This is a genomic window from Pseudomonas fluorescens (genome assembly GCF_902497625.1).
Classification (GTDB): domain Bacteria; phylum Pseudomonadota; class Gammaproteobacteria; order Pseudomonadales; family Pseudomonadaceae; genus Aquipseudomonas; species Aquipseudomonas fluorescens_BQ.
In genome coordinates this window covers 1-26,629 of the sequence record NZ_CABVGX010000024.1, presented here as the reverse complement: position 1 = coordinate 26,629, position 26,629 = coordinate 1, and the positions used below count along the sequence as shown (strand labels likewise).

26 protein-coding genes are annotated in these 26,629 nt (G+C 58.9%); 21 read left to right on the top strand and 5 right to left on the bottom strand.

The window, feature by feature from the left end; all coding sequences use genetic code 11:
• The first annotated feature begins 138 nt into the window (after positions 1–138).
• The 4 genes from F8N12_RS15925 (at position 139) to F8N12_RS15910 (ending at position 1,949) form a co-directional block, all read left to right on the top strand.
• Complete coding sequence (locus F8N12_RS15925; RefSeq protein ID WP_150581290.1) at positions 139–636, top strand: DUF6231 family protein; 498 nt, start codon at positions 139–141, stop codon at positions 634–636.
• Positions 637–640: 4 nt separating this feature from the next.
• Positions 641–1,117, top strand: coding sequence for a YchJ family protein (locus F8N12_RS15920; protein ID WP_150581289.1), 477 nt, complete (start codon positions 641–643; stop codon positions 1,115–1,117).
• Between the two features lie 125 nt (positions 1,118–1,242).
• Positions 1,243–1,737 (top strand): LEA type 2 family protein, encoded by a 495-nt coding sequence (locus tag F8N12_RS15915; RefSeq protein ID WP_150581288.1) that lies wholly within the window; start codon positions 1,243–1,245, stop codon positions 1,735–1,737.
• Positions 1,734–1,949: an SEC-C metal-binding domain-containing protein gene (locus F8N12_RS15910; RefSeq protein WP_150581287.1), complete on the top strand. Its 216-nt coding sequence runs from the start codon at positions 1,734–1,736 to the stop codon at positions 1,947–1,949. Before F8N12_RS15915 ends, F8N12_RS15910 begins: the two co-directional genes overlap by 4 nt.
• 169 nt (positions 1,950–2,118) lie before the next feature.
• Here F8N12_RS15910 and F8N12_RS15905 read toward each other — a convergent pair whose 3' ends face one another.
• Complete coding sequence (locus F8N12_RS15905; protein ID WP_263596519.1) at positions 2,119–2,634, bottom strand: cysteine hydrolase family protein; 516 nt, start codon at positions 2,632–2,634, stop codon at positions 2,119–2,121.
• Here F8N12_RS15905 and F8N12_RS27905 point away from each other — a divergent pair.
• From F8N12_RS27905 to pdeM, 12 genes are all read left to right on the top strand, one after another.
• Positions 2,533–2,796 carry a hypothetical protein gene (locus tag F8N12_RS27905; protein ID WP_224787712.1) on the top strand — a complete coding sequence of 88 codons (264 nt, stop codon included), beginning with the start codon at positions 2,533–2,535 and terminating at the stop codon, positions 2,794–2,796. The genes F8N12_RS15905 and F8N12_RS27905 overlap by 102 nt on opposite strands.
• A gap of 26 nt (positions 2,797–2,822) precedes the next feature.
• Complete coding sequence (locus F8N12_RS15900; RefSeq protein ID WP_150581285.1) at positions 2,823–3,467, top strand: glutathione S-transferase N-terminal domain-containing protein; 645 nt, start codon at positions 2,823–2,825, stop codon at positions 3,465–3,467.
• A 492-nt stretch (positions 3,468–3,959) separates the two neighbouring features.
• Positions 3,960–6,410 (top strand): penicillin acylase family protein, encoded by a 2,451-nt coding sequence (locus F8N12_RS15895; protein ID WP_150581284.1) that lies wholly within the window; start codon positions 3,960–3,962, stop codon positions 6,408–6,410.
• Positions 6,411–6,597: 187 nt separating this feature from the next.
• Complete coding sequence (locus F8N12_RS15890) at positions 6,598–7,626, top strand: ligase-associated DNA damage response exonuclease (protein ID WP_150581283.1); 1,029 nt, start codon at positions 6,598–6,600, stop codon at positions 7,624–7,626.
• Positions 7,623–9,311 (top strand): ATP-dependent DNA ligase, encoded by a 1,689-nt coding sequence (locus tag F8N12_RS15885; RefSeq protein WP_150581282.1) that lies wholly within the window; start codon positions 7,623–7,625, stop codon positions 9,309–9,311. Before F8N12_RS15890 ends, F8N12_RS15885 begins: the two co-directional genes overlap by 4 nt.
• A 702-nt stretch (positions 9,312–10,013) precedes the next feature.
• On the top strand, positions 10,014–10,796 hold the full coding sequence (locus tag F8N12_RS15880; protein WP_150581281.1) for a transporter substrate-binding domain-containing protein: 783 nt from the start codon (positions 10,014–10,016) through the stop codon (positions 10,794–10,796).
• 57 nt (positions 10,797–10,853) lie between these two features.
• Positions 10,854–11,582: an ABC transporter permease gene (locus F8N12_RS15875; RefSeq protein WP_150581280.1), complete on the top strand. Its 729-nt coding sequence runs from the start codon at positions 10,854–10,856 to the stop codon at positions 11,580–11,582.
• On the top strand, positions 11,579–12,289 hold the full coding sequence (locus F8N12_RS15870; protein ID WP_150581279.1) for an ABC transporter permease: 711 nt from the start codon (positions 11,579–11,581) through the stop codon (positions 12,287–12,289). The genes F8N12_RS15875 and F8N12_RS15870 overlap by 4 nt, the downstream gene beginning before the upstream one ends.
• 24 nt (positions 12,290–12,313) lie before the next feature.
• Positions 12,314–13,432: a succinylglutamate desuccinylase/aspartoacylase family protein gene (locus F8N12_RS15865; RefSeq protein ID WP_150581278.1), complete on the top strand. Its 1,119-nt coding sequence runs from the start codon at positions 12,314–12,316 to the stop codon at positions 13,430–13,432.
• A 13-nt stretch (positions 13,433–13,445) separates the two neighbouring features.
• Positions 13,446–14,210: an ABC transporter ATP-binding protein gene (locus F8N12_RS15860; RefSeq protein ID WP_150581277.1), complete on the top strand. Its 765-nt coding sequence runs from the start codon at positions 13,446–13,448 to the stop codon at positions 14,208–14,210.
• A 107-nt stretch (positions 14,211–14,317) separates the two neighbouring features.
• Positions 14,318–16,804 carry a ligase-associated DNA damage response DEXH box helicase gene (locus F8N12_RS15855; RefSeq protein ID WP_150581276.1) on the top strand — a complete coding sequence of 829 codons (2,487 nt, stop codon included), beginning with the start codon at positions 14,318–14,320 and terminating at the stop codon, positions 16,802–16,804.
• A complete protein-coding gene (pdeM, locus tag F8N12_RS15850; protein WP_150581275.1) occupies positions 16,804–17,460 on the top strand; it encodes a ligase-associated DNA damage response endonuclease PdeM in 657 nt (218 codons plus the stop codon). The genes F8N12_RS15855 and pdeM overlap by 1 nt, the downstream gene beginning before the upstream one ends.
• Before the next feature lie 141 nt (positions 17,461–17,601).
• Here the strand turns inward: pdeM and F8N12_RS15845 are convergent, their stop codons facing one another.
• A complete protein-coding gene (locus F8N12_RS15845; protein WP_150581274.1) occupies positions 17,602–17,811 on the bottom strand; it encodes a hypothetical protein in 210 nt (69 codons plus the stop codon).
• 106 nt (positions 17,812–17,917) lie between these two features.
• On the bottom strand, positions 17,918–18,484 hold the full coding sequence (gene dcd / locus F8N12_RS15840; protein ID WP_028622498.1) for a dCTP deaminase: 567 nt from the start codon (positions 18,482–18,484) through the stop codon (positions 17,918–17,920).
• 354 nt (positions 18,485–18,838) lie between these two features.
• On the opposite strand from dcd, the gene F8N12_RS15835 reads away from it, so the two are divergent.
• Positions 18,839–19,048 (top strand): cold-shock protein, encoded by a 210-nt coding sequence (locus F8N12_RS15835; protein ID WP_002554837.1) that lies wholly within the window; start codon positions 18,839–18,841, stop codon positions 19,046–19,048.
• Positions 19,049–19,226: 178 nt separating this feature from the next.
• On the opposite strand, the gene F8N12_RS15830 is transcribed toward F8N12_RS15835, so the two are convergent.
• On the bottom strand, positions 19,227–20,234 hold the full coding sequence (locus F8N12_RS15830; RefSeq protein WP_150581273.1) for a DUF481 domain-containing protein: 1,008 nt from the start codon (positions 20,232–20,234) through the stop codon (positions 19,227–19,229).
• 135 nt (positions 20,235–20,369) lie between these two features.
• Between F8N12_RS15830 and F8N12_RS15825 the strand changes: the two genes are divergently transcribed.
• From F8N12_RS15825 to F8N12_RS15810, 4 genes are all read left to right on the top strand, one after another.
• Entirely contained in the window at positions 20,370–20,747 is a 378-nt protein-coding gene (locus F8N12_RS15825; protein ID WP_412072151.1) for an MGMT family protein, read from the top strand.
• Positions 20,748–20,790: 43 nt separating this feature from the next.
• Positions 20,791–22,350, top strand: coding sequence for an AmpG family muropeptide MFS transporter (locus tag F8N12_RS15820; protein WP_150581271.1), 1,560 nt, complete (start codon positions 20,791–20,793; stop codon positions 22,348–22,350).
• A 139-nt stretch (positions 22,351–22,489) separates the two neighbouring features.
• On the top strand, positions 22,490–24,205 hold the full coding sequence (locus F8N12_RS15815; protein WP_150581270.1) for a proline--tRNA ligase: 1,716 nt from the start codon (positions 22,490–22,492) through the stop codon (positions 24,203–24,205).
• A 17-nt stretch (positions 24,206–24,222) separates the two neighbouring features.
• Positions 24,223–25,176: a hypothetical protein gene (locus F8N12_RS15810; RefSeq protein WP_150581269.1), complete on the top strand. Its 954-nt coding sequence runs from the start codon at positions 24,223–24,225 to the stop codon at positions 25,174–25,176.
• 94 nt (positions 25,177–25,270) lie between these two features.
• Here F8N12_RS15810 and dinB read toward each other — a convergent pair whose 3' ends face one another.
• Entirely contained in the window at positions 25,271–26,332 is a 1,062-nt protein-coding gene (gene dinB / locus F8N12_RS15805; protein ID WP_150581268.1) for a DNA polymerase IV, read from the bottom strand.
• Positions 26,333–26,629: the final 297 nt, after the last annotated feature.

Here is a 26,629-nt window from a genome sequence, read left to right as displayed (position 1 = left end):
CCAGTTTTAATCTCCGCCAGCACTAGGCCACTGCAGATTCGCCCCGCGTTCGCAGTTGATCGGCTCTCTTGCCGCGAGATGGCTCTATGTCTGAACCCTCGGGCAGGCTAGTCTTGAGATTCTGATTGAGGATCTTCGATGACCGCAGGTATTTCTCCGCGCACACCACAGCAGGCGGTGGCCGCTTTGCTCGATCGTTACGCCCCGGCGCAATTGTTGCTGATCGGCGCCAGCGAATTTCCCGCCCTGGAGGCGTTCAAGCTTGCGCACCCGGACACCTGTGTTGCGCATGCCGCTCCTGGCCCGCTGCCCGCCGCATTGGCCGCACGCAGGTTTGACCTGGCGCTGGCGGTCGATTGCCTGGAACATTTGCCCAAGCGCGATGGCCTGAATCTATTAGGCGGGATCCGTAATCTCAACGCGAGTCGCATCGCGGTGTTGGCGGATCTTGCTGCGAGTGGCTGGCAAGAGACTGATTTTTTTTCCCTGGCGCTGCAAGCCAGCGAACGCTTCCAGCGCGACGATCAGGTGCTGACCCTGTTCACCTATGATTTGCTTGATTACAAACAGGTACCCGACTGGCTCAATTCACGCTTCTGGGCCAATCCGGAAAACTTTGGGAAATATTGGTGGTAACGCAATGAGTACATCCATTTGCCCCTGCGGCAGCGGCACCCCGCTGGACGCCTGCTGCGGCCATTACCATGCCGGCCATCCCGCACCCTGCGCCGAGGCGTTAATGCGCTCGCGCTATTGCGCTTATGTTTTGGGACTGGTCGACTATCTGGTGGCGACCACCCTGCCGGCGCAACAGACCGGGCTGGACCGTCAGTCGATGAGCGACTGGAGTGCCCGCAGCACCTGGTTGGGCCTTGAGGTGGAGGGTTGCGAAGTGTTGGGCGGTCAGCCGGAACATGCCTTCGTGACCTTCACCGCGCGCTGGCACGACGGCAGCGGCGAGCACAGCCACCGCGAACGCTCTTCGTTTGTGCAGAACAGCGGACGCTGGTACTTCATCGACCCGACCGTGCAACTCAAGGCCGGGCGTAACGATGCATGCCCTTGCGCCAGCGGGCAGAAATTCAAGAAGTGCTGCGCGGGATATTTCGGCAGCTAGCGCCCTGTAGCAGCTTCCGAAGGCTGCGATCTTCGTAGCAGCTGCCGAAGGCTGCGATCTTTGTAGCAGCTGCCGAAGGCTGCGATCTTTCAGGGCTAAACTGGGGGCTCAAGGGAGACACAACCATGATCACCCGGCGACTCGCACTCTATTTATCGATCCTATTCCTGATTCTCGGGCTCAGCGGCTGCGCGTCATGGTTTAGCGACGACCGGCCAGAGCCGCAGGTGCATCTGGTCAGGGTCGAAGTCGTTCAAGCCAAACTGATGCAGCAACGTTTCCTGCTGCATTTTCGCGTCGACAACCCCGACGACAGCGACCTGACCGTGCGAGGCCTGGAATACCGCATTCATCTGGGCACTATTCTGCTGACCGAAGGCGAACACGAACATTGGTTTACAGTGGGGCCAAAGCGCAGCGCGTATTTCAAGGTGCCGATCCGTACCAACCTGTGGCCCAAAGTGCGGGAGCTGGTGAAAATGCTGAAAAAATCCGACCAGCCCATTCCCTATCGTCTGGAGGGCGAGATGGAAACCGGCCTATTCATCGCGCACTACGTGCACCTGAAGCGTAATGGCGTGATAATCCCCGCCGATTTTATTCCGGAGCAAAACCGATGACCCAGCAACCTCACGTTCATGGCCCTGATTGCAACCACGACCATGACCATCACGAAGTCCACCATCATGATCATGACCATGGCCACGTACACGGCCCGAACTGCGGCCACGCTCAGCAGGAACCGGTGCGCAACGCTTTGAAAGACGTTGGCCGCAATGATCCTTGCCCATGCGGCAACGGCAAGAAATTCAAGAAGTGCCACGGCGCTTGATGCTTCGGGCGGAGGTTGTCTCCGCCCGCTGAATTGCTTGACCGGGAAGGTTCGCACAGGTTCTACGCCGCAACATGGATCAGATGTGGGAGCGAGCCTGCTCGCGATAGCGTCAGCCTGTTCACCATCGACTTTTCAATGACAACGCTTTTGCGAGCCCGCTCGGCGCCTACAGGGTCTCCGCCGCCTTCAGAAGATCTGCGCAGGCGATGACCGTGGCGTATTCCCCGTGCATATTCCCCAGCGACATGGCGTGCACCACTTCAGCTGAGTGCAGGTTGCCAAAATAATCCGCCTTGTCGAAGGTGAAACACGCATCCTCCACCACCCACGTTGCAAACCCGAGGTTGCCGGCCGTGCGCGCGGTCGACTCCACCGAGTTGTGGGTCGCGACGCCGACGATCACCAGCTGCTCGGTCCCCGTCTGGCGCAAATGTGTTTCCAGCCTCGTCGTGCAAAACGCATCTGGCACCTGTTTCTGAATCAACTGCTCACCGGCCAGCGGCAAAAATCGCTCTTGAAATTCCACCCCCGATTGCTCGGGCCAAAACACCGAATCCGGCGAACGGGACAGGTGCTGAACATGAATCACCGGTCGCCCGGTCAGCCGCCAAAAGGCCAGCAACTGTACGATTCGCTCTTCGGCTTGAGGATTGTTTCGGCGACCCAGTCGGGGATGAAGGATGCCTTTTTGCTGATCGATAATGATCAGGGCCGCACTTTTCTGAAGCTCCATGCCGACTTTTCTCAACCAGGGTCATTGAATTTTCCACACTTCAGCATCACCTCCTCTTACAGGCAAGGCAAACAGGACGACCTGATGCCGACATTTGCTGTGCGCAAGTAACGACGTCTCTTGATTTGGAGAATTTCATGATCGACCTGTATTACTGGACCACCCCCAACGGCCACAAAGTCTCGATCTTCCTGGAAGAAGCCGGCCTGCCTTACAACGTCCACCCGATCAACATCAGCAAGAACGACCAATTCAAACCCGAATTTTTGAAGATCTCACCGAACAACAAAATCCCGGCGATCGTAGATCATCAGCCGGTTGATGGCGGTGAACCGCTGGCGCTGTTCGAGTCGGGTGCAATCCTTCTGTACCTGGCGGAAAAAACCGGCCAGTTCCTGCCCAACGATCTGCGTGGCCGTCAGCAGGCGCTGCAATGGTTGTTCTGGCAGATGGGCGGACTGGGGCCGATGGCCGGGCAGAATCATCACTTCAGTCAGTTCGCGCCGGAGAAAATTCCTTACGCGATCAAGCGCTATATCGACGAGACGGCCAGGCTTTATGGCGTGCTCGACAAGCAGCTGGCAGGCAATAAGTTTGTCGCTGGCGGTGAATACAGCATCGCCGACATGGCGATCTATCCATGGATCGTTTCCCACAAGTGGCAAAGCCAGAAACTTGAGGATTTTCCGAATGTTCTGCGCTGGTTCAATCATATCCAGAACCGTCCGGCGACGGTGAAGGCGTATGAGCTGGTGAACAAGGTGAATCCGCCAAAATCCTGAGCCGATACCAACCTGGGCGAGGGGAGTTGCAATGGGGAGCGCTGTCTGTGGCGAGTGCTATCTGTGGGGAGCAATATCTATGGCGGCGAGCACTATCTGTGGCGAGGGGGCTTGCTGTGGCGAGGGGGCTTGCCCCCGTTCGACTGCAACGCAGTCGTCATCCCGGCACCGGATTCGTGAGTTAATGCGGAGGGTGGAGGGGAAGTGCTGCGCACTTCAACGGGGGCAAGCCCCCTCGCCACAGGCAAGCCACTTCACCACAGGCAAGCCACTTCACCACAGGCAAGCCACTTCACCACAGGCATGCCCCTTTCACCACAGGCATGCCCCCTTCACCACGGGCAAGCCCCCTCACCACGGGTCATGCATCGTCCACACTGATGCGGTTCGGCGGACAAATTCTGAAATAACCCGAAACCCCGCTTGCGCGGCCACCTCCTGCTCTCTAACGTAGCGGCTTTATTGCGCCTCTACCCCCGCAGGAGCTTCGCCATGGCTTCGCCAGCCCTCTTACATTTTCTTCCCCGGTTCGGCGTTGCCGCAACAGTGGCCGGTGCTCTGAGCCTGGCCGGTTGTCAGACCTGGAATACTCAGGGCACGCTCCAGCCGACCATTGGCGTGCAGCCGCTCAAAGGTCTGGCGCAAAACGTTTCGGTGCGCCGCAATCCCATGGGCATGCCGTTGATCGAAAGCAGCAATTTCCACGACGCGCTGTTCGCTCTCGGTTACGTGCACGCCACCGACCGCATGACGCAAATGGCTACCCTGCGCCTGTTGGCGCAGGGCCGTTTGTCGGAGATGTATGGCGCCGACCTGCTTGATGCCGATCGCTACATGCGTGCAGTCAATCTGAAGAAGAACGCCGCCGAGCTCTACAAGGCTGCTTCGCCGCGCCTGAAACGCTTCTTCGAAGTCTACGCGCGCGGGGTCAATGCCTATCTGTTCCGCTTCGGCGACAAACTCCCGGCCGACCTCGCAGCCACTGGCTACAAGCCCGAATACTGGAAGCCGGAAGATTCGGCGCTGATCTTCTGCCTGCTCAATTTCAGCCAGTCAGCGAACCTGCCGGAAGAGATTTCCTCCCTGGTGCTTGCACAGACGGTCGCCACCGACAAACTTGCCTGGCTGGCGCCGTCCGCACCCGATGAAAAGCTGCCGGTTGGAGAAGTCGAGAAACTTCAGGGCGTTAAGCTCAACGGCGCGATTGCCGGTCTTGCAGAAATCAGTAAAGCCACCCGGCAACTGGCCGATCTGAATCTGCTCGGCGCTACCTCATCAAACAATTGGGCGATCTCGCCGCAGCGCAGCCGCAGTGGCAAGAGCCTGCTGGCCAGCGACAGCCATGGACCCTTGGGCGTGCCGTCGTTGTTCAGTCATGTGCAAATCCGTGCGCCGAAATATCAGGCATCCGGCGTCACCATCGCCGGGCTGCCCATGGTGCTGGGTGGTTTCAACGGCAAAGTCGCCTGGAGCATGACCTCGGTCATGGGCGACAACCAGGACCTGTTCCTGGAAAAAATCAGGCGCCAGGGCAATGGTTTGTCTTACGAGGTGAACGGTAAATGGCAGCCGGTGATCGTGCGCAACGAAACCTACTTCGTCAAAGGTCAGCGCCCGATCCGCGAAGCCGTGTACGAAACCCGCCACGGCCCGCTGCTTAACAGCACCCAAGGCACCGCGCTCGGCAACAGCCTCGGCCTGGCCCTGCAAACGCCGAACTTCACCGATGACAAATCGCTCGACGCCTTCTTCGACCTGTCCCGGGCGCAGAACGTCGAAAAAGCGTCAGATGCGAGCCGCGAAATTCGCGCCATGACCCTGAACCTGGTGTTCGCCGACGCCAGCAACATTGGCTGGCAAGTGACCGGTCGCTATCCGAATCGTCGAGAAGGCGAAGGCTTGCTGCCATCGCCGGGCTGGGAAGGTCGTTATGATTGGGACGGTTATGCCGATCCGATGCTGCACCCCTACGATCAGGATCCGGCACAGGGCTGGTTGGGCACCGCCAACCAGCGGGTCATTCCTGATGGCTACGGTATGCAGCTGTCCAATTCGTGGTCGGCGCCGGAACGTGGCGAACGCTTGGCGGAGATGGCCGGGGCGGGCAAGCACGACACGCGCAGCGTGATCGCCATGCAATACGATCAGACCACCACGTTCGCCGCCAAACTGAAGAAAATGTTTGCCGCGCCGGGCATGGCGCAGCCGCTCAAACAGGCAATTGGAGCGTTGCCTGCGACGGATCAGCCAAAGGCTCGCGAGGCCCTGGCTCGCTTGATGGCGTTCGACGGCAAACTCGCTGCGACGTCCGCCGACGCGGCAATTTATGAGTTGTTCCTGCAGGAAAGCGCACGGCAGACGTTCCTCGACGAACTGGGTGCCGAAGACGGCCCGGCGTGGAAAGCCTTTATCGCTAACGGGCAATTGTCCTATTCGGCGCAGGCCGATCACTTGCTCGGTCGCGAGGACAGTCCGTTTTGGGATGACCTGCGCACTGCGCAAAAAGAGGACAAACCTGCCATCGTCGCACGCGCCCTCGCGGCCGCGATAACCGCTGGCGACAACCAGCTGGGCGGTGATCATAAGGCCTGGCAATGGGGCAAACTGCACCGCTACGAATGGAAAAACAGCAGTGGCCAGACGGTGCGCGGCCCGCTCATGGCAGGCGGTGATCACACCACGCTCAACAGTGCGGCGTTTGCCTGGGGCAAGGACTTCAACACCACCTTGGCACCGGGCATGCGTTTGATCGTCGACTTCGGCCAGGCCGAGCCGCTGATGGGGCAGAACGGCACGGGGCAATCGGGTAATCCTGCCAGCCCCAATTACCTCGATAGCGTTGATCCGTGGCTCAAGGGCCGGTACATGAGCTTGCCGATGCAGCCGCAGAACTTCGACAAGGCCTATGGCAACAAGCGCTTGACCCTGACTCCCGGCAAATAATCCACCCTACTGTGGGAGCTAGCCTGCTAGCGATGAGGAACTGTCTGACACTTTTTTGGTGAATGACACGCCGCCATCGCCAGCAGGCTGGCTCCCACAGGGACTGCGCCACGCTGCAGATATCTCGATAGAACTTCTCCCCTCGCCCCCGCCTCATACCTAACAAATCCATCCATTTGGTCAGCCCATGGATCTTGTTATCGCTCGTCCCGAAGGTTTGTACTGCCCCGCCGGAGATTTTTATATCGACCCGTGGCGCCCGGTCGAGCGTTCGGTGATTACCCATGCCCACGGCGATCACGCCCGGGGCGGTAATCAGCATTATCTGGCCGCCGCATCCGGTGAAGGGATCCTGCGCTCGCGACTCGGTCAGGACATCAATTTGCAGACCCTGCGCTACGGCGAACGGTTGCTGCACCACGGCGTCACCCTGAGTTTCCATCCCGCCGGCCATGTCCTCGGTTCGGCCCAGGTGCGCCTGGAATACGGCGGTGAAGTCTGGGTCGCCTCGGGCGATTACAAGATTGAGCCGGACGGCACCTGCGCACCGTTCGAACCGGTGCGCTGCCACACCTTCATCACCGAATCGACCTTCGGCCTGCCGATCTATCGGTGGCAACCCCAGGCGCAAGTGTTCGACGAAATCAATCAGTGGTGGCAAGCCAATGCGGCGGTCGACAAGGCCAGCGTGCTGTTCTGCTATTCGTTCGGCAAGGCCCAGCGGATTCTTCACGGCATCGATGCCAGTATCGGGCCGATTCTGTCTCACGGTGCGGTCGAGCCGCTGAACCGGGTTTATCGCGAGGGCGGCATTCATATCCCGCCCACGATTTATGCCGGCGAAGTCAAAAAAACCGATCCGATGATGCGCAAAGCGTTGGTCATTGCCCCGCCCTCCGCTGGCGGCAGTACCTGGATGCGGCGCTTCGGTGACTACAGCGACGCCTTCGCCAGCGGCTGGATGCGCTTGCGCGGCACCCGGCGCCGGCGTGGCGTCGACCGTGGTTTCGTGCTGTCCGATCACGCTGACTGGCCGGGCCTGCTGTGGGCCATCGAGCAGACCGGTGCCGAACGCGTCATGGTCACCCACGGCTCGATCGGCGTGCTGGTGCGGCACCTGCGCGAAAAAGGTCTCGATGCGCAGGGTTTCAACACCGAATACTGTGATGATGAGGAAGAAAACGCAGTGGCCGAAAGCGCCGAGGTGCAGGCATGAAAGCCTTCGCCGAGCTGTACGCCGACCTCGACGCCACCACTTCCAGCAACGCCAAACTGGCAGCGATGCAGCGCTACTTCGCCCAGGCCGAGCCCGAAGATGCGGCATGGGCTGTGTACTTTTTATCCGGCGGCCGTCCGCGTCAATTAGTACCGGCCAAAATTCTGCGCGAATTGGCCGTGGAATATTCCGGGCTCTCGACCTGGCTGTTCGAAGAAAGCTATCAAGCGGTCGGCGATCTGGCAGAGACCATATCCCTGGTACTGCCCGAGGCACTGCACAGTTCCACCGATGGCCTGGCAACGTGGATTGAAGAAAAACTGCTGCCCTTGCGCGGCGAGTCCCCCGAAGTATTGGGTGAGAGATTGCCGCAATTGTGGGCGCAGCTGGACCGTCACAGCCTGATGCTGTGCATCAAATTGATCACCGGCAGCTTTCGCGTCGGCGTTTCCAAACTGCTGGTGACCCGCGCGCTAGCCTCCATGGCTCATCTCGACAGCAAACGGGTAGCTCAGCGGCTGGTGGGTTACACGGATCTGTCCAATCGGCCGAATGCGGCCAGCTATCTCAAATTGATCGCGGCGGAATCGTCCGACGAGCATGCCCAGCGTGGCGGCCAGCCGTATCCGTTTTTTCTCGCTCACGCGCTGTCGCAACCGGTCGAACAGTTTGAATCGCTGCTGGGCCCGGCCAGCGATTGGCAAGTGGAGTGGAAGTGGGACGGCATTCGCGCGCAGGTGGTCAAGCGCGATGGCCGGCTGTGGGTCTGGTCGCGTGGCGAAGAGCTGGTGACCGAGCGTTTTCCGGAGCTCGACAGTCTGGCCCACTGCCTGCCGGACGGTACCGTGATCGACGGGGAAATCGTCGTCTGGAAAGCCCCGACTCCGGATACCCAAGACGCTTTTGATCCGCAGGCGCCGACTGCGCCTGCCGTGCAGCCATTCGCGTTGCTGCAACAGCGCATCGGCCGCAAGACACTCGGCAAGAAGATCCTCGAAGATGTGCCAGTCGTTGTGCTCGGTTACGACTTGCTGGAATGGCAGGGTGAAGACTGGCGCAATCAGCCTCAGGCCAAGCGCCGTGCGCAATTGGATCAGGTGATCGCCGACTGCGCCAGCCCGGTGCTGCTGCCCTCGCCCGTGCTTGCCGGCGACGACTGGTTAGACCTCGCCCGCCAGCGCGAAGCGTCACGCAGCCTGGGCGTTGAAGGCATGATGCTGAAAGCGCGCGACTCTCTGTATGGCGTGGGCCGCACCAAAGACATGGGCGTGTGGTGGAAATGGAAGGTCGACCCGTTCAGCGTCGATGCCGTCTTGATTTATGCGCAACGTGGCCACGGTCGACGCGCCAGTCTTTATAGCGATTACACCTTCGCTGTGTGGGATGGCCCACCGGAATCCAGCGAGCGCACGCTGGTGCCGTTCGCCAAGGCTTACTCCGGCCTGACCGATGCCGAGATGCGCCAGGTCGACAGCATTGTGCGCAAAACCACGGTGGAGAAATTCGGGCCGGTTAGCAGCGTCAAACCGAGCCTGGTGTTTGAATTGGGCTTTGAAGGAATAGCCCTGTCCAAGCGGCACAAGAGCGGGATCGCCGTGCGCTTCCCGCGAATGCTGCGCTGGCGGCAGGACAAGACTGTCGAAGAGGCCGACAACCTGGCGACGCTGCAAGACCTGTTGGGCTGACCGAAACCCTGTAGGAGTGAGCCTGCTCGCGATAGCGGCGTGCCAGTCAATCAAGATGTAACGGACGAACAGCTTTCGCGAGCAGGCTCACTCCTACAAATAAATCACCAGACACAAATCCTGCGTCGGCTGCATACCCCTGTGGGAGCGAGCCTGCTCGCGATAGCGGCGTGCCAGTCAATTAAGATGTAACGGACAAATAGCTTTCGCGAGCAGGCTCACTCCTACCATTAGATCACCAGACACCGATCTTGCGTCGGCTGCATAGCCCCTTTGGGAGTGAGCCTGCTCGCAATGGCGGCGTGCCAGTCAATCAAGATGTAACGGACGAACAGCTTTCGCGAGCAGGCTCACTCCTACAAATAAATCACCAGACACAAATCCTGCGTCGGCTGCATACCCCTGCGGGAGCGAGCCTGCTCGCGATAGCGGCGTGCCAGTCAATTAAATGTAAAGGACGAACAGCTTTCGCGAGCAGGCTCACTCCTACAGGTATCTCAGTGGTCCTGAACTGATTTGGTGCAGCAATTTCACCTCGATCATTCACGCGCACCATTTTCTTCTTGCCACTTCTTGATTCACCTTTTAAAACACTTGTTCGGGACTCTGGTTCGGAAATTGCTACCTTCACCCGGTCTTACGCTTTGCAGTAACAATAATTCTGCGCCACAAGCGCTCATATTGGTTCTTAGGGATTGAATAATGAAAAAAGCATTGCTGACCCTTTCTGCACTGGCATTGTGCGTGGCCGCTGGCTCCGCGCTGGCCAAGGAATACAAGGAATTGCGTTTTGGTGTTGACCCCTCCTACGCGCCATTCGAGTCGAAAGCGGCTGATGGCAACCTGGTAGGTTTCGACATTGATCTGGGGAACGCGATCTGCGCCGAGCTGAAGGTCAAATGCAAATGGGTTGAAAGCGATTTCGACGGCATGATTCCTGGCCTCAAAGCCAATAAATTCGACGGCGTGATCTCCTCAATGACCGTCACCCCGGCCCGTGAGAAAGTCATCGACTTCTCTAACGAGTTGTTCTCCGGTCCTACCGCCTACGTATTCAAGAAGGGTTCCGGCCTGAGCGCGGACGCCGCTTCGCTCAAAGGCAAAACCGTTGGCTACGAGCAAGGCACCATTCAGGAAGCCTACGCCAAAGCTGTACTGGACAAGGCCGGGGTCAAAACCCAGGCCTATCAGAACCAGGACCAGGTGTATTCGGACCTGACTTCGGGCCGTCTCGACGCCGCCATTCAGGACATGCTGCAAGCAGAACTGGGCTTTTTGAAGTCGCCAAAAGGTGAAGGCTACGAAGTCAGCCAACCGGTCGACAGCGAATTGTTGCCGTCGAAAACCGCGATCGGCATCCGTAAAGGTAACACCGAGCTGAAAGCGCTTTTGGATAAAGGTATCAAAGCGTTACATGATGATGGCACCTACGCCACCATTCAGAAAAAACACTTCGGCGATCTGAATCTCTACAGCGGCAAATGATGCCCGGCGCCCATCGTCTGATGGGCGCTTTTTTCACCTGATCAGGTTGCTGTTTCCATGTTCGAAAACCTCTTAGAAAATCTGGGGCTCTCCGCCTTCAGCCTCCAGGGTTTCGGCCCGTTGCTGATGCAAGGCACCTGGATGACCATCAAATTGTCGGCGTTGTCGCTGCTGGTGGCCGTGTTGCTCGGCCTGCTGGGCGCCAGTGCCAAATTGTCCAAAGTAAAACTCGTGCGTTTGCCGGCACAGCTCTACACCACGCTGATTCGCGGGGTCCCGGACCTGGTGCTGATGCTGCTGATTTTCTACAGCCTGCAAACCTGGTTGACCACCTTCACCGATTTCATGGAATGGGAATACATCGAGATCAACCCGTTCAGTGCCGGCGTGCTGACCTTGGGTTTCATCTATGGCGCGTATTTCACCGAAACCTTCCGCGGCGCGATCCTTGCGGTTCCCCGCGGTCAGGTCGAAGCGGCCACGGCTTACGGCCTCAAGCGCGGCCAGCGCTTCTGGATCATTGTGTTTCCGCAGATGATGCGATTTGCCCTGCCTGGCATCGGTAACAACTGGATGGTGATGCTCAAGGCCACCGCGCTGGTGTCGATCATCGGCCTCGCCGACCTGGTGAAAGCCGCTCAGGACGCCGGTAAAAGCACCTATCAACTGTTTTACTTCCTGGTGCTGGCAGCGTTGATCTACCTGCTCATCACCAGTGCATCCAACTTGATTCTGCGCTGGCTCGAACGCCGGTACGCCGCCGGTTCCCGGGAGGCCGTACGATGATCGAACTCCTGCAGGAATACTGGAAACCCTTCCTCTATACCGACGGTTACAACATTACTGGCCTGGCCATGACGATGTGGCTGCTCAGCATCTCGATCCTGATAGGCTTTGTGGTGTCGATACCGCTGTCCATCGCGCGGGTATCGCCTCATTTCTACGTCCGCTGGCCGGTGCAGTTCTACACGTACCTGTTTCGCGGCACGCCGTTGTATATCCAGTTGCTGATCTGCTACACCGGCATCTACAGCCTGGCGGCCGTGCGTGAGCAGCCGATACTCGATGCGTTCTTTCGTGATGCGATGAACTGCACGATCCTCGCCTTCGCCCTCAACACCTGCGCCTACACCACGGAAATTTTCGCCGGCGCGATTCGCAACATGAACCACGGTGAAGTCGAGGCCGCCAAAGCTTACGGTCTTACCGGCTGGAAGCTATATGCCTACGTGATCATGCCGTCCGCCCTGCGTCGTTCGCTGCCTTATTACAGCAACGAAGTGATCCTGATGCTGCACTCGACCACCGTGGCATTCACGGCAACCATTCCGGACATTCTCAAAGTCGCGCGGGACGCCAACTCGGCGACCTTCCTGACTTTTCAGTCGTTCGGCATTGCCGCACTGATCTACCTGACCATTACCTTTGCGCTGGTCGGCCTGTTTCGCCTCGCCGAACGCCGATGGCTGGCTTTTCTCGGGCCGACCCACTGAGACCCGCTTCAGGAATAAAGAGACATGCGCCACCAGATTCATGACTTGCTGGCCCCGCTGCCGGGGACCGCTCGACAGATCCACAGCTTCCACTTCGGCCCGACCTCGGCCCAAGGCAAGATCTATATTCAGGCTTCCCTGCACGCCGATGAAATGCCCGGCATGTTGGTGGCCTGGCACCTCAAACAGCGCCTGGCGGAACTGGAAGCTGCCGGCCGCCTGCGCAGTGAAATCGTGCTGGTGCCGGTCGCCAACCCGGTCGGTCTCGAGCAAGTGCTGATGGACGTGCCGCTGGGTCGCTATGATCTGGAGAGCGGACAAAACTTCAATCGCTGGTTCGTCGACCTCAGTGAAGAGGTCGGCAATGAGATCGAAGGCCAGCTCAGTGACGATCCGCGGCGCAACCTTGAACTGATCCGCACCAGCCTGCGCCATGCGCTGGCGCGGCAGACCGCCAGCACTCAGTTGCAATCCCAACGCCTGATCCTGCAACGTCTGGCCTGTGATGCCGATATCGTGCTCGATCTGCACTGCGATTTCGAAGCCGTCGCGCACCTTTACACTACGCCGCAAGCCTGGCCCCAAGTGGAACCGCTGGCCCGCTACATCGGCGCCGAGGCCAGCCTGCTGGCGACCGATTCCGGCGGTCAGTCGTTCGATGAGTGCTTTACGCTGCTGTGGTGGCAATTGAACGAACGTTTTGGCGAGCAGTTCAAGATCCCCATGGGCAGCTTTTCGGTGACGGTCGAATTGCGCGGGCAAGGGGACGTCAATCACCCGTTGGCCAGCCTCGACTGCCAGGCACTGATCGACTACCTGATCCATTTTGGCGCCATCGCCGGCGAGTCGCGGCCGCTGCCGGAGCTGCCCTACCCGGCGACTCCGCTCGCCGCCGTCGAACCCGTCGCCACGCCCGTCGGCGGCTTGCTGGTGTTCACCGCACTGCCGGGCGAATACCTGCAGGCCGGGCAATTGATCGCGGAAATCATTGACCCGATCCTGAACCACGTCACCCCCATTCATTGCACCGCCGCCGGGTTGATGTACGCCCGCTCGCGGCGGCGCATGGCCACTGCCGGCATGGTGATCGCCCACGTCGCGGGCACCGAAGCCTATCGCAGCGGCTACCTACTTTCGCCTTGAGGATGCATGTCCCATGTACAAACTGACCATCGAAGGCCTGCACAAGAGCTACGGCGACCACCATGTGCTCAAAGGCGTTTCGCTCAAGGCCAACACCGGTGACGTGATCAGCCTGATCGGCGCCAGCGGTTCGGGCAAGAGCACCTTCCTGCGCTGCATCAACTTTCTCGAACAACCCAACGAAGGCACCATGAGCCTGGATGGCAAGGACATCCGCATGGTCAAGGATCGCCACGGCATCCATGTGGCTGATGCCGACGAGTTGCAGCGGATCCGCACACGTCTGGCGATGGTGTTCCAGCATTTCAACCTGTGGAGCCACATGACGGTACTGGAAAACATCACCATGGCCCCGCGCCGCGTATTGGGCTGTGACAAAAAGGAAGCTGAAGACCGCGCCCGACGCTATCTCGACAAGGTCGGCCTGGCAGCTCGCGTGGCGGATCAGTACCCGGCGTTTCTGTCGGGCGGTCAGCAGCAGCGCGTGGCGATTGCCCGTGCGCTGGCGATGGAGCCGGAAGTCATGCTGTTCGACGAACCGACCTCGGCGCTTGATCCGGAGCTGGTCGGCGAAGTGCTGAAGGTGATTCAGGGCCTGGCCGAAGAAGGCCGGACGATGATCATGGTCACCCACGAAATGAGCTTTGCGCGCAAGGTGTCGAGTCAGGTGCTGTTTCTGCACCAGGGGCTGGTCGAGGAAGAAGGCGCACCGGAAGATGTGCTGGGCAACCCGAAGAGTGAACGCCTGCAGCAATTCCTCAGCGGCAATCTCAAGTAACGCCCGCGCCTTGCAGGCGCCGAGGTTGGTCCGGGCGCGAGCCGATTAAACTTGTCCCATGCCGCCGTGGTCACTGAAAGAACACTTTCAGAGCGCACACGGCCGGCATGGGAAAATCCCCCAACTTTGCTCAACAATGGTTTACCGCTCGCGGCTGGCAGCCTTTCGCCTTTCAGAAACAGGTGTGGTCAGCGGTCAAAAACGGCCACTCCGGTTTATTGCACGCCAGCACCGGCGCCGGTAAAACCTATGCAGTGTGGTTTGCAGCGCTCAATCGCTTCGCGCGCCTGACTCCTCCGGTTGAAAAACCGCGCAAACGCAAACCGGTCGCCGAACCGCTGACGGTGCTGTGGATAACCCCGATGCGCGCCCTCGCCGCGGATACCGCACGCGCACTCGAAGCGCCGCTGCTCGATTTGCAGATCCCGTGGTCTGTCGGCGTTCGCACGGGCGACACCAGCAGCAGCGAGCGCGCCCGGCAAAGCCGCCGCGCGCCCACCACACTGATCACCACCCCCGAAAGCCTGACTCTGATGCTCGCCCGCGCCGACGCACACACCGCACTGTCGACCCTGCGAATGGTGGTCGTGGATGAATGGCATGAATTGCTTGGCAACAAACGTGGCGTGCAACTGCAACTGGCGCTGGCGCGCTTGCGTCGGTGGAACCCGGAACTGATCGTCTGGGGTGTTTCGGCGACCCTGGGTAATCAGGCTCACGCCGAACAGGTGTTGATCCCACAGGGTGGCGGGATCAGCGTGCAGGGAAAGTCGAGCAAGGACCTTCGCGTCGACACCCTATTGCCGCCGGCTACCGAGCGGTTTCCCTGGGCGGGACATATCGGTTTGAAGATGCTGCCGCAGGTGGTCGCCGAGGTGGACTCCAGCCCCAGTTGCCTGGTTTTCACCAACACTCGTGCACAATCGGAGATCTGGTATCAGGCCTTGCTGGACGCTCGCCCGGACTGGGCGGGCATCATCGCCTTGCACCATGGATCGCTATCGCGCGAGACCCGCGACTGGGTCGAACGCGCCCTCAAGGACGGCCAGCTCAAGGCCGTCGTGTGCACCTCGAGCCTGGACCTCGGTGTGGATTTCCTGCCGGTGGAACGCGTGCTGCAAATTGGCTCGGCTAAAGGTGTGGCGCGGCTGATGCAACGGGCCGGTCGCTCCGGTCACGCACCGGGGCGAGTGTCGCGAGTCACATTGGTGCCGACCCACAGCCTGGAATTGATCGAAGCGATCGCCGCACAAGACGCCGTGGCGCAACGACAGATCGAGCCCCGTGCCTCACCGCACAAACCACTGGATGTGCTGGTGCAGCATTTGGTCAGCATGGCCCTGGGCGGTGGGTTTTTGCCCGATGATTTGTACGAAGAGGTACGTGGTGCCTGGGCTTACCGTGATCTCACGCCTGAAGACTGGGTCTGGGCCCTGGCATTCGTACGCCACGGTGGTCTTTCGCTGACAGCGTATCCGGATTATCGCCGCGTCGAGCCGGATGAGCACGGCGTCTGGCGCGTACCCGATGCGCGGCTGGCCCGACGTCATCGCATGAGCGTCGGCACCATCGTCAGCGACGCCAGTATCAATTTGAAATTCTGGAGCAAGGGCGGCGGCGGCAAGCAATTGGGCAGCGTCGAGGAAGGGTTCATCGCGCGTCTGAAACCTGGGGACGGATTTCTGTTTGCCGGTCGCGTGCTCGAGTTGGTGCGAGTGGAAAACATGACGGCGTACGTCAAACGCAGCACCGCGAAAAAAGCTGCCGTGCCGCGCTGGAATGGTGGACGCATGCCCCTATCCAATGAGCTGGCCCATGCGGTGGTCGTGCGCTTTGGCGCAGCCGCCCGGGGTGAATTCATGGGCCCGGAAATGCGTGCGTTGCGGCCACTGCTTGAAGTGCAACAGCAGTGGTCAGGATTGCCGACCGAAGACAGCCTGCTGGCCGAGGCGCTGAAGTCTCGCGAAGGCTGGCATTTGTTTCTCTACCCATTCGCCGGCCGTCAGGTGCATTTAGGCCTGGCGAGTTTGTTGGCTTGGCGGGTGAGTCAACGCGTGGCGGTGACGTTTTCCATTGCGGTCAACGATTACGGTTTGGAGTTGCTCAGCGCCACGTACATCGATTGGTCCGAACATTTGAATGCCGAGTTGTTGAGTCCGGAATTTCTGTTGAAGGACGTCCTCGCCAGCTTGAACGCCGGTGAGCTTGCCTTGCGACGTTTTCGCGAAATTGCCCGTATCGCCGGGCTGGTGTTCGCCGGCTACCCGGGTGCGCCGAAAAGTACGCGCCAGGTTCAGGCGTCGAGCGGGTTGTTTTTTCAGGTGTTCAAGCAATACGACGCAGATAATCTTTTGCTGGCGCAGGCCGGGGAAGAAGTCCTGCGCGAAGAACTGGATATTCATCGCCTGGAGCAGACATTGGCGCGGCTCAACACGTTAAGAATGGACTTGCACCTCATCAAACGTCCTACGCCTTTAGGATTTCCGCTGCTGGTCGAGCGCATGCGCGAAAGCATGAGTTCGGAAAAACTCGCCGACCGCATCAGACGCATGGTCAGCGATCTCGAGAAAACTGCCGAAACAGGGAAGGACTGATGAGCACGCCTTATCCTATAAAACTGGCGGGCGAAGAGCTCTGGCTACTGCCGGAGAAAGCCATCTACTGGCCGGCACAGGAGGCGTTGCTGATCGCCGATGTGCACTTTGGCAAAGCCGCCGCTTATCGAAGTCTCGGCCAACCGGTGCCTCAAGGCACGACTTCGAGCAATATCTCGGTGTTGAACGCTCTTCTCGAGGCATTGCCCTGCCGGCAGCTGATTTTTCTCGGGGACTTTTTGCACGGTCCCGGCTCCCACGCAAAAGCTACGCTGGAAGCGCTGGCCCGGTGGCGGGAGCAGCACCGTGATCTGCCGATGACGCTGATCCGCGGCAACCACGACAAGCGCGCCGGCGACCCGCCCGCCTCCCTGAACATTCGCGTGGTGCCGGAGCCCTTGCTGTTGGGACCGTTCGCGCTTCAGCACGAGCCTGACCCTCACCCGAGTCGTCACGTTTTGGCTGGCCATGTGCACCCCGTCTACCGACTACATGGACGCGGCCGCCAGAGCCTGCGATTGGCATGTTTCAAATTCGGCGGGGAGATTAGCCTGCTGCCTGCCTTTGGGGCATTTACAGGTGGGTATCAGGTTGAGCGGGATGAGAGCTGCAGGATATTCGTGATCGGCGATAACGAGATCTGGCCGGTCAGTTGAGGTTTAGCATCCTGGAGGAGCGAAGCTTGCTCGCGAAGGCGGTTAATCAGTCAGTAACCTGGTGACTGGTACAACGGTATCGCGAGCAAGCTTGCTCCTACAGAAATCGCCGGTCATGCGACCGGCGATAAGGCAAATCTGTCAGGCAACCGGCGCCGGTGGCGGCTCATCCGGCAGAGTGGGCACGCCCGGTTCGGTCGGTTGTTCATTCGGGGTATCAGGATCAGGCTGGCCGGGAATGCCCCCTGCCATGCTGAGTGGTGGATGTGCCAACAAGGACCAGGCCATGACGCCAACCTGATTGGGCTCAAGCCTTGCCAGTTCGGCACTTATTCGCGGATCGATCTTCATAGAGCACTCCTGAGCAATGGCCCGGTTTGCTGTGCGCTAACCGGGCAGTACACTCAATAGAGTGTTTCTGTGCAGAAGAATTCCCAAGACCTGGCAGAAGGATCGATCAAGTGCGTGGCAAAGTGACGCCGCGTTGCCCTTGATACTTGCCGCCACGGTCCTTGTAGGAGACTTCACACTCTTCGTCGGATTCGAAGAAAAGCATCTGTGCGACGCCTTCATTGGCGTAGATTTTCGCCGGCAATGTGGTGGTGTTGGAGAATTCCAGAGTCACGTGGCCTTCCCACTCCGGCTCAAGCGGCGTCACGTTGACGATAATGCCGCAACGCGCGTAGGTGCTTTTACCCAGGCAGATGGTCAGCACGTTGCGCGGGATGCGGAAAAACTCCACGGTGCGAGCCAGAGCGAACGAATTAGGCGGGATGATACAGACGTCACTCTTAACGTCGACGAAGCTTTTCTCGTCGAAGTTCTTCGGGTCGACGGTGGCCGAGTTGATGTTGGTGAACACTTTGAATTCGTCAGCGCAGCGCACATCGTAGCCATAGCTCGACACACCGTAGGAAATCACTCGCTCGGCGCCTTCGCCACGCACCTGACGCTCGACGAAAGGTTCGATCATGCCGTGCTCTTGCGCCATGCGGCGAATCCACTTGTCCGATTTGATGCTCATGGCGGGTGTCCTGAATAGCGAGGTGGAAAAAATCTGTCCGGCATCTTACCGGGGTGCGCGGCCGGTTCAAAGTTCCGCCGCTGCATTCTCGTCGATCCCCCGTAAATTCCGGGCCTTGACGCCAATACCCCGCACCGTCAGTCATGATTTTAGAGAAACCTTCGCAAGAAGCATTGGCACGTTCGGCAAAAAGGGTTAAGGTGGCGCCACTGTGCTGCTTGTGTCACTGAGAATCTCTACACGATATGTTGAATTTCGATCCAACCATCTACAAGAATTTTTCCTGCTCTTTGCACTCAGTCTCGGCCAGGGTTCTTCCTGCGTCGCAGTTATCTTTGTTCAAGGAGTTACACCATGTCTAATCGCCAAACCGGTACCGTTAAGTGGTTCAACGATGAAAAAGGCTTCGGCTTCATCACTCCACAATCCGGTGACGACCTGTTCGTTCACTTCAAAGCTATCCAATCCGACGGCTTCAAAAGCCTGAAAGAAGGCCAACAGGTTTCTTTCATCGCTACCCGCGGTCAGAAAGGCATGCAAGCTGAAGAAGTACAAGTTATCTAACTTGTACTTGCTTTAGTAAAAGGCCCCGCCCTCAAAAGCGGGGCTTTTTTGTGCCTGTAGATTTTTGTCAGGCATAAAAAAGATCGCAACCTTCAGCAGCTTCTACAAGGCATATTCATCCTGTAGCAGCTGCCGCAGGCTGAGATCTTTTGATCTACAGCTATAAAGCTCTACCTGCTTACCAGGCCACACCAAAGCCTGCGGTGTAACGGGTCTTCTCAAGATCGGCATCGTTGGTGCCGCTGATGACGTCTCGCTCGGCCTTCAGGTTAAGCGATGCCCACTCGGTGACCTTGTAGCGCAGACCCACCTCGGCATCCAGCGCGTAATCCGCCACGCCGGATAGTGGCTTGCCCACCTCACCATTGGTGAAGAATTCAACCTGCTTGCCTATCAGGTAGCGGTTGTAGTCCCACTTCATGGCCAGAGAATAGAAGTTCTCTTTGCCGCCGTCCGCGTACTCGTAATCCGTACGGTTAAGCAGCGAGCCCAGGGAGAACGCGCCAAGCTCGTCGTCCCAGAACTGGTAACCCGGGCCGGTACCGACAGTACGTTGGCGTGCCAGGTCTTCAACCTTGTCGCGCTTGTAGACGCCGCGACCTTGCCAGAACCATTTATCGGTCAGGAAGCGGTCGAGTGAGTACTCGCCACGCCAGTTGTCGGTGGTGACCACATCATCCTGGAACTCGCGGTTGTACTCACCTTCCGCGGTGTGGCGCCATTTGCCGTGACGCGCAGAGGTTTTGAAGTCAATGTCGTAATCATCGGTGTCTTTCTCGGCTCGCTGATAATCCAGCGCCATATCGACATTACCCTTCCACACCAGGTCTTCGACCACTGGCTTGGGTTTCAGCATCTGCTGGATGCTGGCCAACTCGACAGTCTTGGGTGCTTCGCCGTTTTCCAGCGTCACCTTGCCATCGTCAGCCGCATGCAGTGACTTGGCCTTCTCGCCGGTGTAGGCATCCTGCTTGACCAGCAACTCCTGATCACTCTCCAGCGTTTTGACCTGCTTCCAGTCAATCGGCACGGCACCGGCGTATTCGGTCTGGATCAGGAGTTTGCCACCATCAAACAAGGTGATCTTGCCGCTCAACTTGTCACCGTTCTTCAACCATACGGTGTCAGCGAGCAAAGGAGTGGAAGCACTGAGGACAGCGAGGCACAGCAGAGTTCTGGACACCATAAGCAAATACAGGCTCAAGATTGCGAAAAAAGTCGGAATTATCCGGAGGAATAAGACCCTAGCATGCACTGACTCAACTAATTCTATTGAGTTCCTTTCTCATCCCCGTATTTGGGGATTACTCTACAAACGGTAATGCGAACAGCCCAAGGCCTGCCCGTGAACGATCCCGCTGCTGAAAATGAAAGCCCCGCTCAAATCCGACGCGCGACGCTTTACCTTACTTTGGCCCAGGTGCCCGAAGGCAAGGTCGTCAGTTATGGACAACTCGCCGAACTTGCCGGATTGGGCCGCGCCGCTCGCTGGGTCGGCCGCACGCTTAGTCAACTTCCCGGCGACAGCAAGCTGCCCTGGCACCGGGTGCTCGGGGCCGGCGGTCGGATCAGTCTGCCGTTGGGCAGCCCTTCAGGCGATGAACAACGCGCAAGATTGCGCTCCGAAGGCGTCAGTATCCTGAATAATCGTGTTGATATTCAGCGTCATGGCTGGCGTCCGGTAGAGCACAGCGGTTAGAGTGCGCGCTTTGTTTCCGTAACCTTGAGGCAGACTTCAGCCCATGCCCCGTAAAACCTGGCGCGCCGCGCTCGCCGCCTATGCCAGCCCTTCGACACTTGTGCTGTTGTTGCTCGGTTTCGCTGCCGGCCTGCCCTACATGCTGGTGTTCTCGACACTTTCGGTCTGGCTGCGAGAAGCCGGCGTCGCCCGCGAAACCATCGGCTACGCGAGCCTGATCGGTCTGGCCTACGCCTTTAAATGGGTCTGGTCACCCTTGCTCGACCAATGGCGCCTGCCATTGCTCGGCAAGCTCGGTCGCCGTCGTTCCTGGCTGGTGCTGTCACAGGCGCTGGTCATCCTCGGCTTGATCGGGATGGGTTTCTGCGATCCGCAAAAACACCTGTCCTGGCTGATCGCAATCGCCGTGGTTGTCGCCTTTGCATCAGCAACGCAGGACATTGCGGTCGATGCCTATCGCCTGGAAATCGCCGACGACAGTCGACAAGCCGCACTCGCCGCCAGCTATATGTCCGGTTACCGAATCGCCGCACTGCTGGCGACCGCTGGCGCGCTATTCTTCGCTGAAGGCTTCGGTTCTACCGGTTTCAACTATAAGCATTCGGCATGGGCTGGCACTTATATCCTGTTCGGCGCGTTGATGATTCCGGCGCTGCTCACCTCATTTTTCATGCGCGAACCACCGGTTCCACTACGCACACAACTGCAAGCCGGCCGCTACAGCTTCGTTCATCAACTGGCCTCGGTGTTCGTCCTGATCGTGTTACTGGTCTCCGTGCCGGCCATGTTTACCCAGCTCTACAACACCGACTTCGCCAGCGTGTTGTTCGGCGACATGAGCCTGCTCGATCTGCTGCTCGAGGACCGCGCATTTCTGCGGGCGATTCTCTACATCACGCTGACGGCCCTGTGCCTGTCAGCGGTCGGCCGTCGGGGCCTGGCACCTGTGCTGACGCCGATCAACGACTTCATCCTGCGTTATCGCTGGCAAGCGCTGCTACTGCTCGGGCTGATCGCAACCTACCGGATGTCGGACACCGTCATGGGCGTGATGGCCAACGTGTTTTACATCGATCAGGGCTTCACCAAGGATCAGATCGCCAGTGTCAGCAAAATTTTCGGCCTGATCATGACGCTGGTGGGCGCCGGCATGGGCGGCTTGCTGATCGTGCGCTTCGGCATTCTGCCTATCCTGTTCATCGGCGGTGTCACATCGGCCGGCACCAATTTGCTATTCCTGATGCTCGCCGACATGGGCGCCAACCTGAACATGCTGATCGGCACCATTTCGCTCGACAACTTCAGTTCCGGCCTGGCAACCTCGGCGTTCGTCGCCTACCTTTCGAGCCTGACCAACCTGAAGTTCTCCGCGACGCAATACGCCTTGCTCAGTTCGATCATGCTTCTGCTGCCCCGTTTGATCGGCGGCTATTCAGGGGTCATGGTGGAAAAATACGGTTACCACAATTTTTTCCTGATCACTGCGCTGCTGGGGGTTCCGACACTGGTGCTGATCGCATTGCACTGGTATCAGGAGAATCGCCGCGAGCGCCTGACGCCCAAGCCAGAGGCGACCCCGACTCAGGTGGCCGAAGAATCCTAGGCGTTTAATCTGCAAGGTTTTCAAGGGCGCGGAAATTCCCGCCCTGCCGCCACACCGTCGACCGCGCCTGTACGCCAGCAGATCTCGCCCGTACAATGCTCCGTCATTTCTCGTCATCAGCAACCGACAACGGCCTATCATGCGCACCAGTCAATTTTTGCTCGCCACACAGAAAGAAACGCCTTCCGACGCGGTCGTCATCAGCCATCAGTTGATGCTGCGCGCCGGCATGATCCGCAAACTCGCCTCGGGCCTGTACACCTGGCTGCCGATGGGCTTGCGAGTCATGCGCAAGGTCGAAGCCATCGTTCGCGAAGAAATGAACGCTGCCGGTTCTCTCGAAGTGTTGATGCCGAGCACCCAGCCAGCTGAGCTGTGGCAGGAATCCGGTCGCTGGGAAGAGTACGGCCCTGAGTTGCTGCGCTTCAAGGATCGTCACGGGCGCGACTTCTGCGCCGGCCCGACCCACGAAGAAGTGATCACCGACCTGATGCGCAACGAGTTGAGCAGCTATAAACAGCTGCCGATCAACCTGTATCAGATCCAGACCAAATTCCGTGACGAAATCCGTCCACGCTTCGGCTTGATGCGCGGCCGTGAATTCATCATGAAGGACGCCTACTCGTTCCACGCGGACCAGGCTTGCCTGCAGATCACCTACGACCGCATGCACCAGGCGTACTGCAATATTTTCACGCGACTGGGCCTGAATTTCCGCCCGGTTGAAGCCGACAATGGTTCGATCGGCGGCGCTGGCTCCCACGAGTTTCACGTGCTGGCCGAATCTGGTGAAGACGACATCGTCTTCAGCAACGGTTCCGACTACGCCGCCAACATCGAAAAAGCCGAAGCGGTGCCCCGTGAAACTTCCCGTGCTGCACCTGGCGAGGAATTGCGCCTGGTCGATACGCCTAACGCCAAGACCATCGCGCAACTGGTTGAAGGCTTCAACCTGCCGATCGAAAAAACCATCAAGACCCTTGTGGTTCACGCTGAAGAAGCAGGCAAGCTGATTGCGCTGATCATTCGTGGCGACCACGAGCTGAACGAAATCAAGGCAGCCAACCAGCCAGGCGTCGCCAGCCCGCTGGTCATGGCATCCGAAGCAGAACTACGTGACGCCATTGGCGCCGGTGCCGGCTCCCTTGGCCCGTTGAATCTGCCCCTGCCGATCATCATCGACCGCTCGGTCGAGCTGATGAGCGACTTCGGCATCGGCGCCAACATCGACGACAAGCACTACTTTGGCGTCAACTGGGAGCGCGACCTGCCAGTGCCTGCCGTTGCCGACCTGCGTAACGTTGTGGCCGGCGATCCGAGCCCGGACGGCAAAGGCACGCTGGAAATCAAACGCGGCATCGAAGTCGGTCATGTATTCCAGCTGGGCAACAAGTACAGCAAAGCGATGAAATGCGAAGTGCTGGGCGAGAACGGCAAGCCGGTCACCCTGCAAATGGGTTGCTACGGCATCGGCGTTTCCCGCGTGGTGGCCGCTGCCATCGAGCAGAACAACGACGCCAACGGGATCATCTGGAGCGACACCCTGGCGCCGTTCCAGGTCGCATTGGTGCCGCTGCGCTACGAAACCGAACAGGTTCGCGAAGCCACCGACAAGCTTTACGCAGAACTGACAGCCGCCGGCTTCGAAGTGCTGCTGGACGATCGCGACAAGAAAACCAGCCCGGGCATCAAGTTTGCCGACATGGAACTGATCGGCATCCCTCACCGGATAGTCGTCAGTGACCGCGGCCTCGCCGAAGGCAACCTGGAATACAAGAGCCGTACCGAACCTGAAGCGCAAGCGCTACCGGTTGCCGACGTGCTGTCCTTCCTCCAGGCCCGTATCCGCCGCTGACACCAGATAGAGACGTCATGTTCAAGCGAAACACCTTAGGCCTCGGTGGTGCCGCGTTATGCGGCACCCTGCTGGTCAGCGGCTGCGCCAATCAGATGTCGCAACGCAGCGAGCACGAGGCACGCGTCGAGCGCAAACTGCTCGACCACAGCCTGCAGATTGATGTCGGCGAGCCCAAGGTGCTTGAGCTGCCGCAACGTCGGGTCAAAATCCACGAGCAGAAAACGTTCGAGGTCACCGAGTTCGAAGTCACTCGCCACTACGATCGATACACCCCGTACCAGCCCTGGCGCGAAGTCTACGAGATCCCCCTGGGGGCAGTGGCGGTGGTGGGCGGCGTCGGCGCGAACGTGGTCAACGTGTTCGCACTCGGCAACCTTCCGGATAGCGTGACCCGCGATTGGTTCAGTTACGGATTTGCCGGGCTCAACCCGTTCATGAACGCGCAGTCCAACGGCCGCGCGCAACAGAACCTGGCCGGCATCGACGAAATGCAGCTCGAAAAGCGCACCGAATACTCGAGCCTGCCGTGGAGCGAGCGTCCGGTTGAAGTCAAGGCCGGCAAAGAGACGTTCGAGCTGACCACGGACAAGAATGGTGTTCTGCGAATCAACCTGCTGGACAGCCCGTTTGCCGAACATGATCTCAACCATCTGGGCAAACTGCAGATCAGCGTTACCGACAGCCAAGACGATGTGCATTCCGACTCGACTCTGGCGCTGAGCAGCACGCTGCGTGGCAAGTTGGTGGAGGCGCACGGGCTGATTTACGACGACCTCGAAGATGACGAAGTGAGCCAGTGGGTGCACCGGGTCAAACGCCTGTCGGAGCTGGGTCTGGAGGAAGAAGCCAGTGAGCTGGAGCAGAGCCTGATCGAGCTGACTCGCAATGATCCTGAGTTGCAGACCGAGTTTCTGAAGTCGCTAACCAAGGATGCTGGACGACTGGTCGCGGATCCGGGACCGAATTAATATTTGTAAAAGATCGCAGCCTGCGGCAGCTCCTACATCGGAATGCGTTTCCCCGTAGGAGCTGCCGCAGGCTGCGATCTTTAGTTTCTGGCTGTCACCGCTCAAACAACTCCATCTGCTCAAACCCACCGCGCAAATCCTCCAGCCTCACCCCGACCCCGAGCAACCTCACCGGTTTCCCGCCGCGATTGAACGCCTGAGTCAACAGCAACTGGTAACTGCCTAAATCCCGCCCTGCCCCAGCCTGCTCCAGCGTGGTCTGGGTAAAGTCGTGAAACTTCACTTTGACGAACGGCTTGCCCGGCCGGTAGCTGCTGTCAATACGCGCCATGCGCCCCGCCAGTGTTTGCAGCAACTCCGGCAATTTATCCAGGCAACTGACCAGATCCGGCAAATCGACGTCGTAAGTGTTTTCGACGCTGATCGACTGCCGACGACTGTCGTTGTGCACCAGCCGGTCATCAATCCCGCGGGCCAGGCTCCACAGTCTTTCGCCAAAACTGCCGAATTCCCGCACCAGCGCCAGCTTGTTCCAATCACGCAGATGCGAGCAGTCGACGATACCGAGCCTGTTCAATTTGTCCGCTGTGACTTTGCCGACGCCGTGCAGCTTGCTGACCGGCAGCGCGCTGACGAAATCTTCGACCTGATCGGGCGTGATGACGAACAGGCCGTTAGGCTTCTTCCAGTCGCTGGCGATCTTGGCGAGAAACTTGTTCGGCGCGACGCCGGCTGAAACGGTGATGTGCAACTGGTTGGACACGCGTCTTCGAATTTCCTGAGCGATGCGCGTGGCGCTGCCGCCGAAATGCGCGCTGTCGGAAACATCGAGGTATGCTTCATCGAGGGAGAGCGGCTCAATCAACTCGGTGTAATCGCGGAAGATCGTGTGGATTTCCTTTGACGCTTCTCTATAAGCGTCCATGCGCGGCTTGACGATGGTCAGGTCCGGGCACAGCTTCAGGGCATGCCCCGACGACATCGCGGAGCGCACGCCATAAGCCCGAGCTTCATAGTTACAGGTAGCGATAACCCCTCGGCGGTCTGCCGAGCCACCTACCGCCAGCGGTTTTCCGGCCAGTTGAGGATCGTCACGCATTTCGATGGCCGCATAAAAGCAGTCGCAGTCGACGTGGATGATTTTTCGCTGTGTCATATAAAAGCGGCGTTCATCAGGCAGAAACGAAGTCAAAGTGCGTAGGACGCGCAGTATCTCACTGACAACTGTATATAGCACCAGTACCGCGAATCTTCTTTGTACTGTGTAGGAAGAGTAACCGATGAATTTATTTTCTCAATCGACACTCACTGGCTAATAGAGCTGGAGCCCTTGCCATACGTGGCTTTCAGCCGGGTCGCCGAGCCTTGTGTCCTGCTAAGCGATTGAACCTGAACAGTTTTATCTGTATCGAAGGTTGACACGCTGGCGATCCTCTGTAGAATGCCGACACAC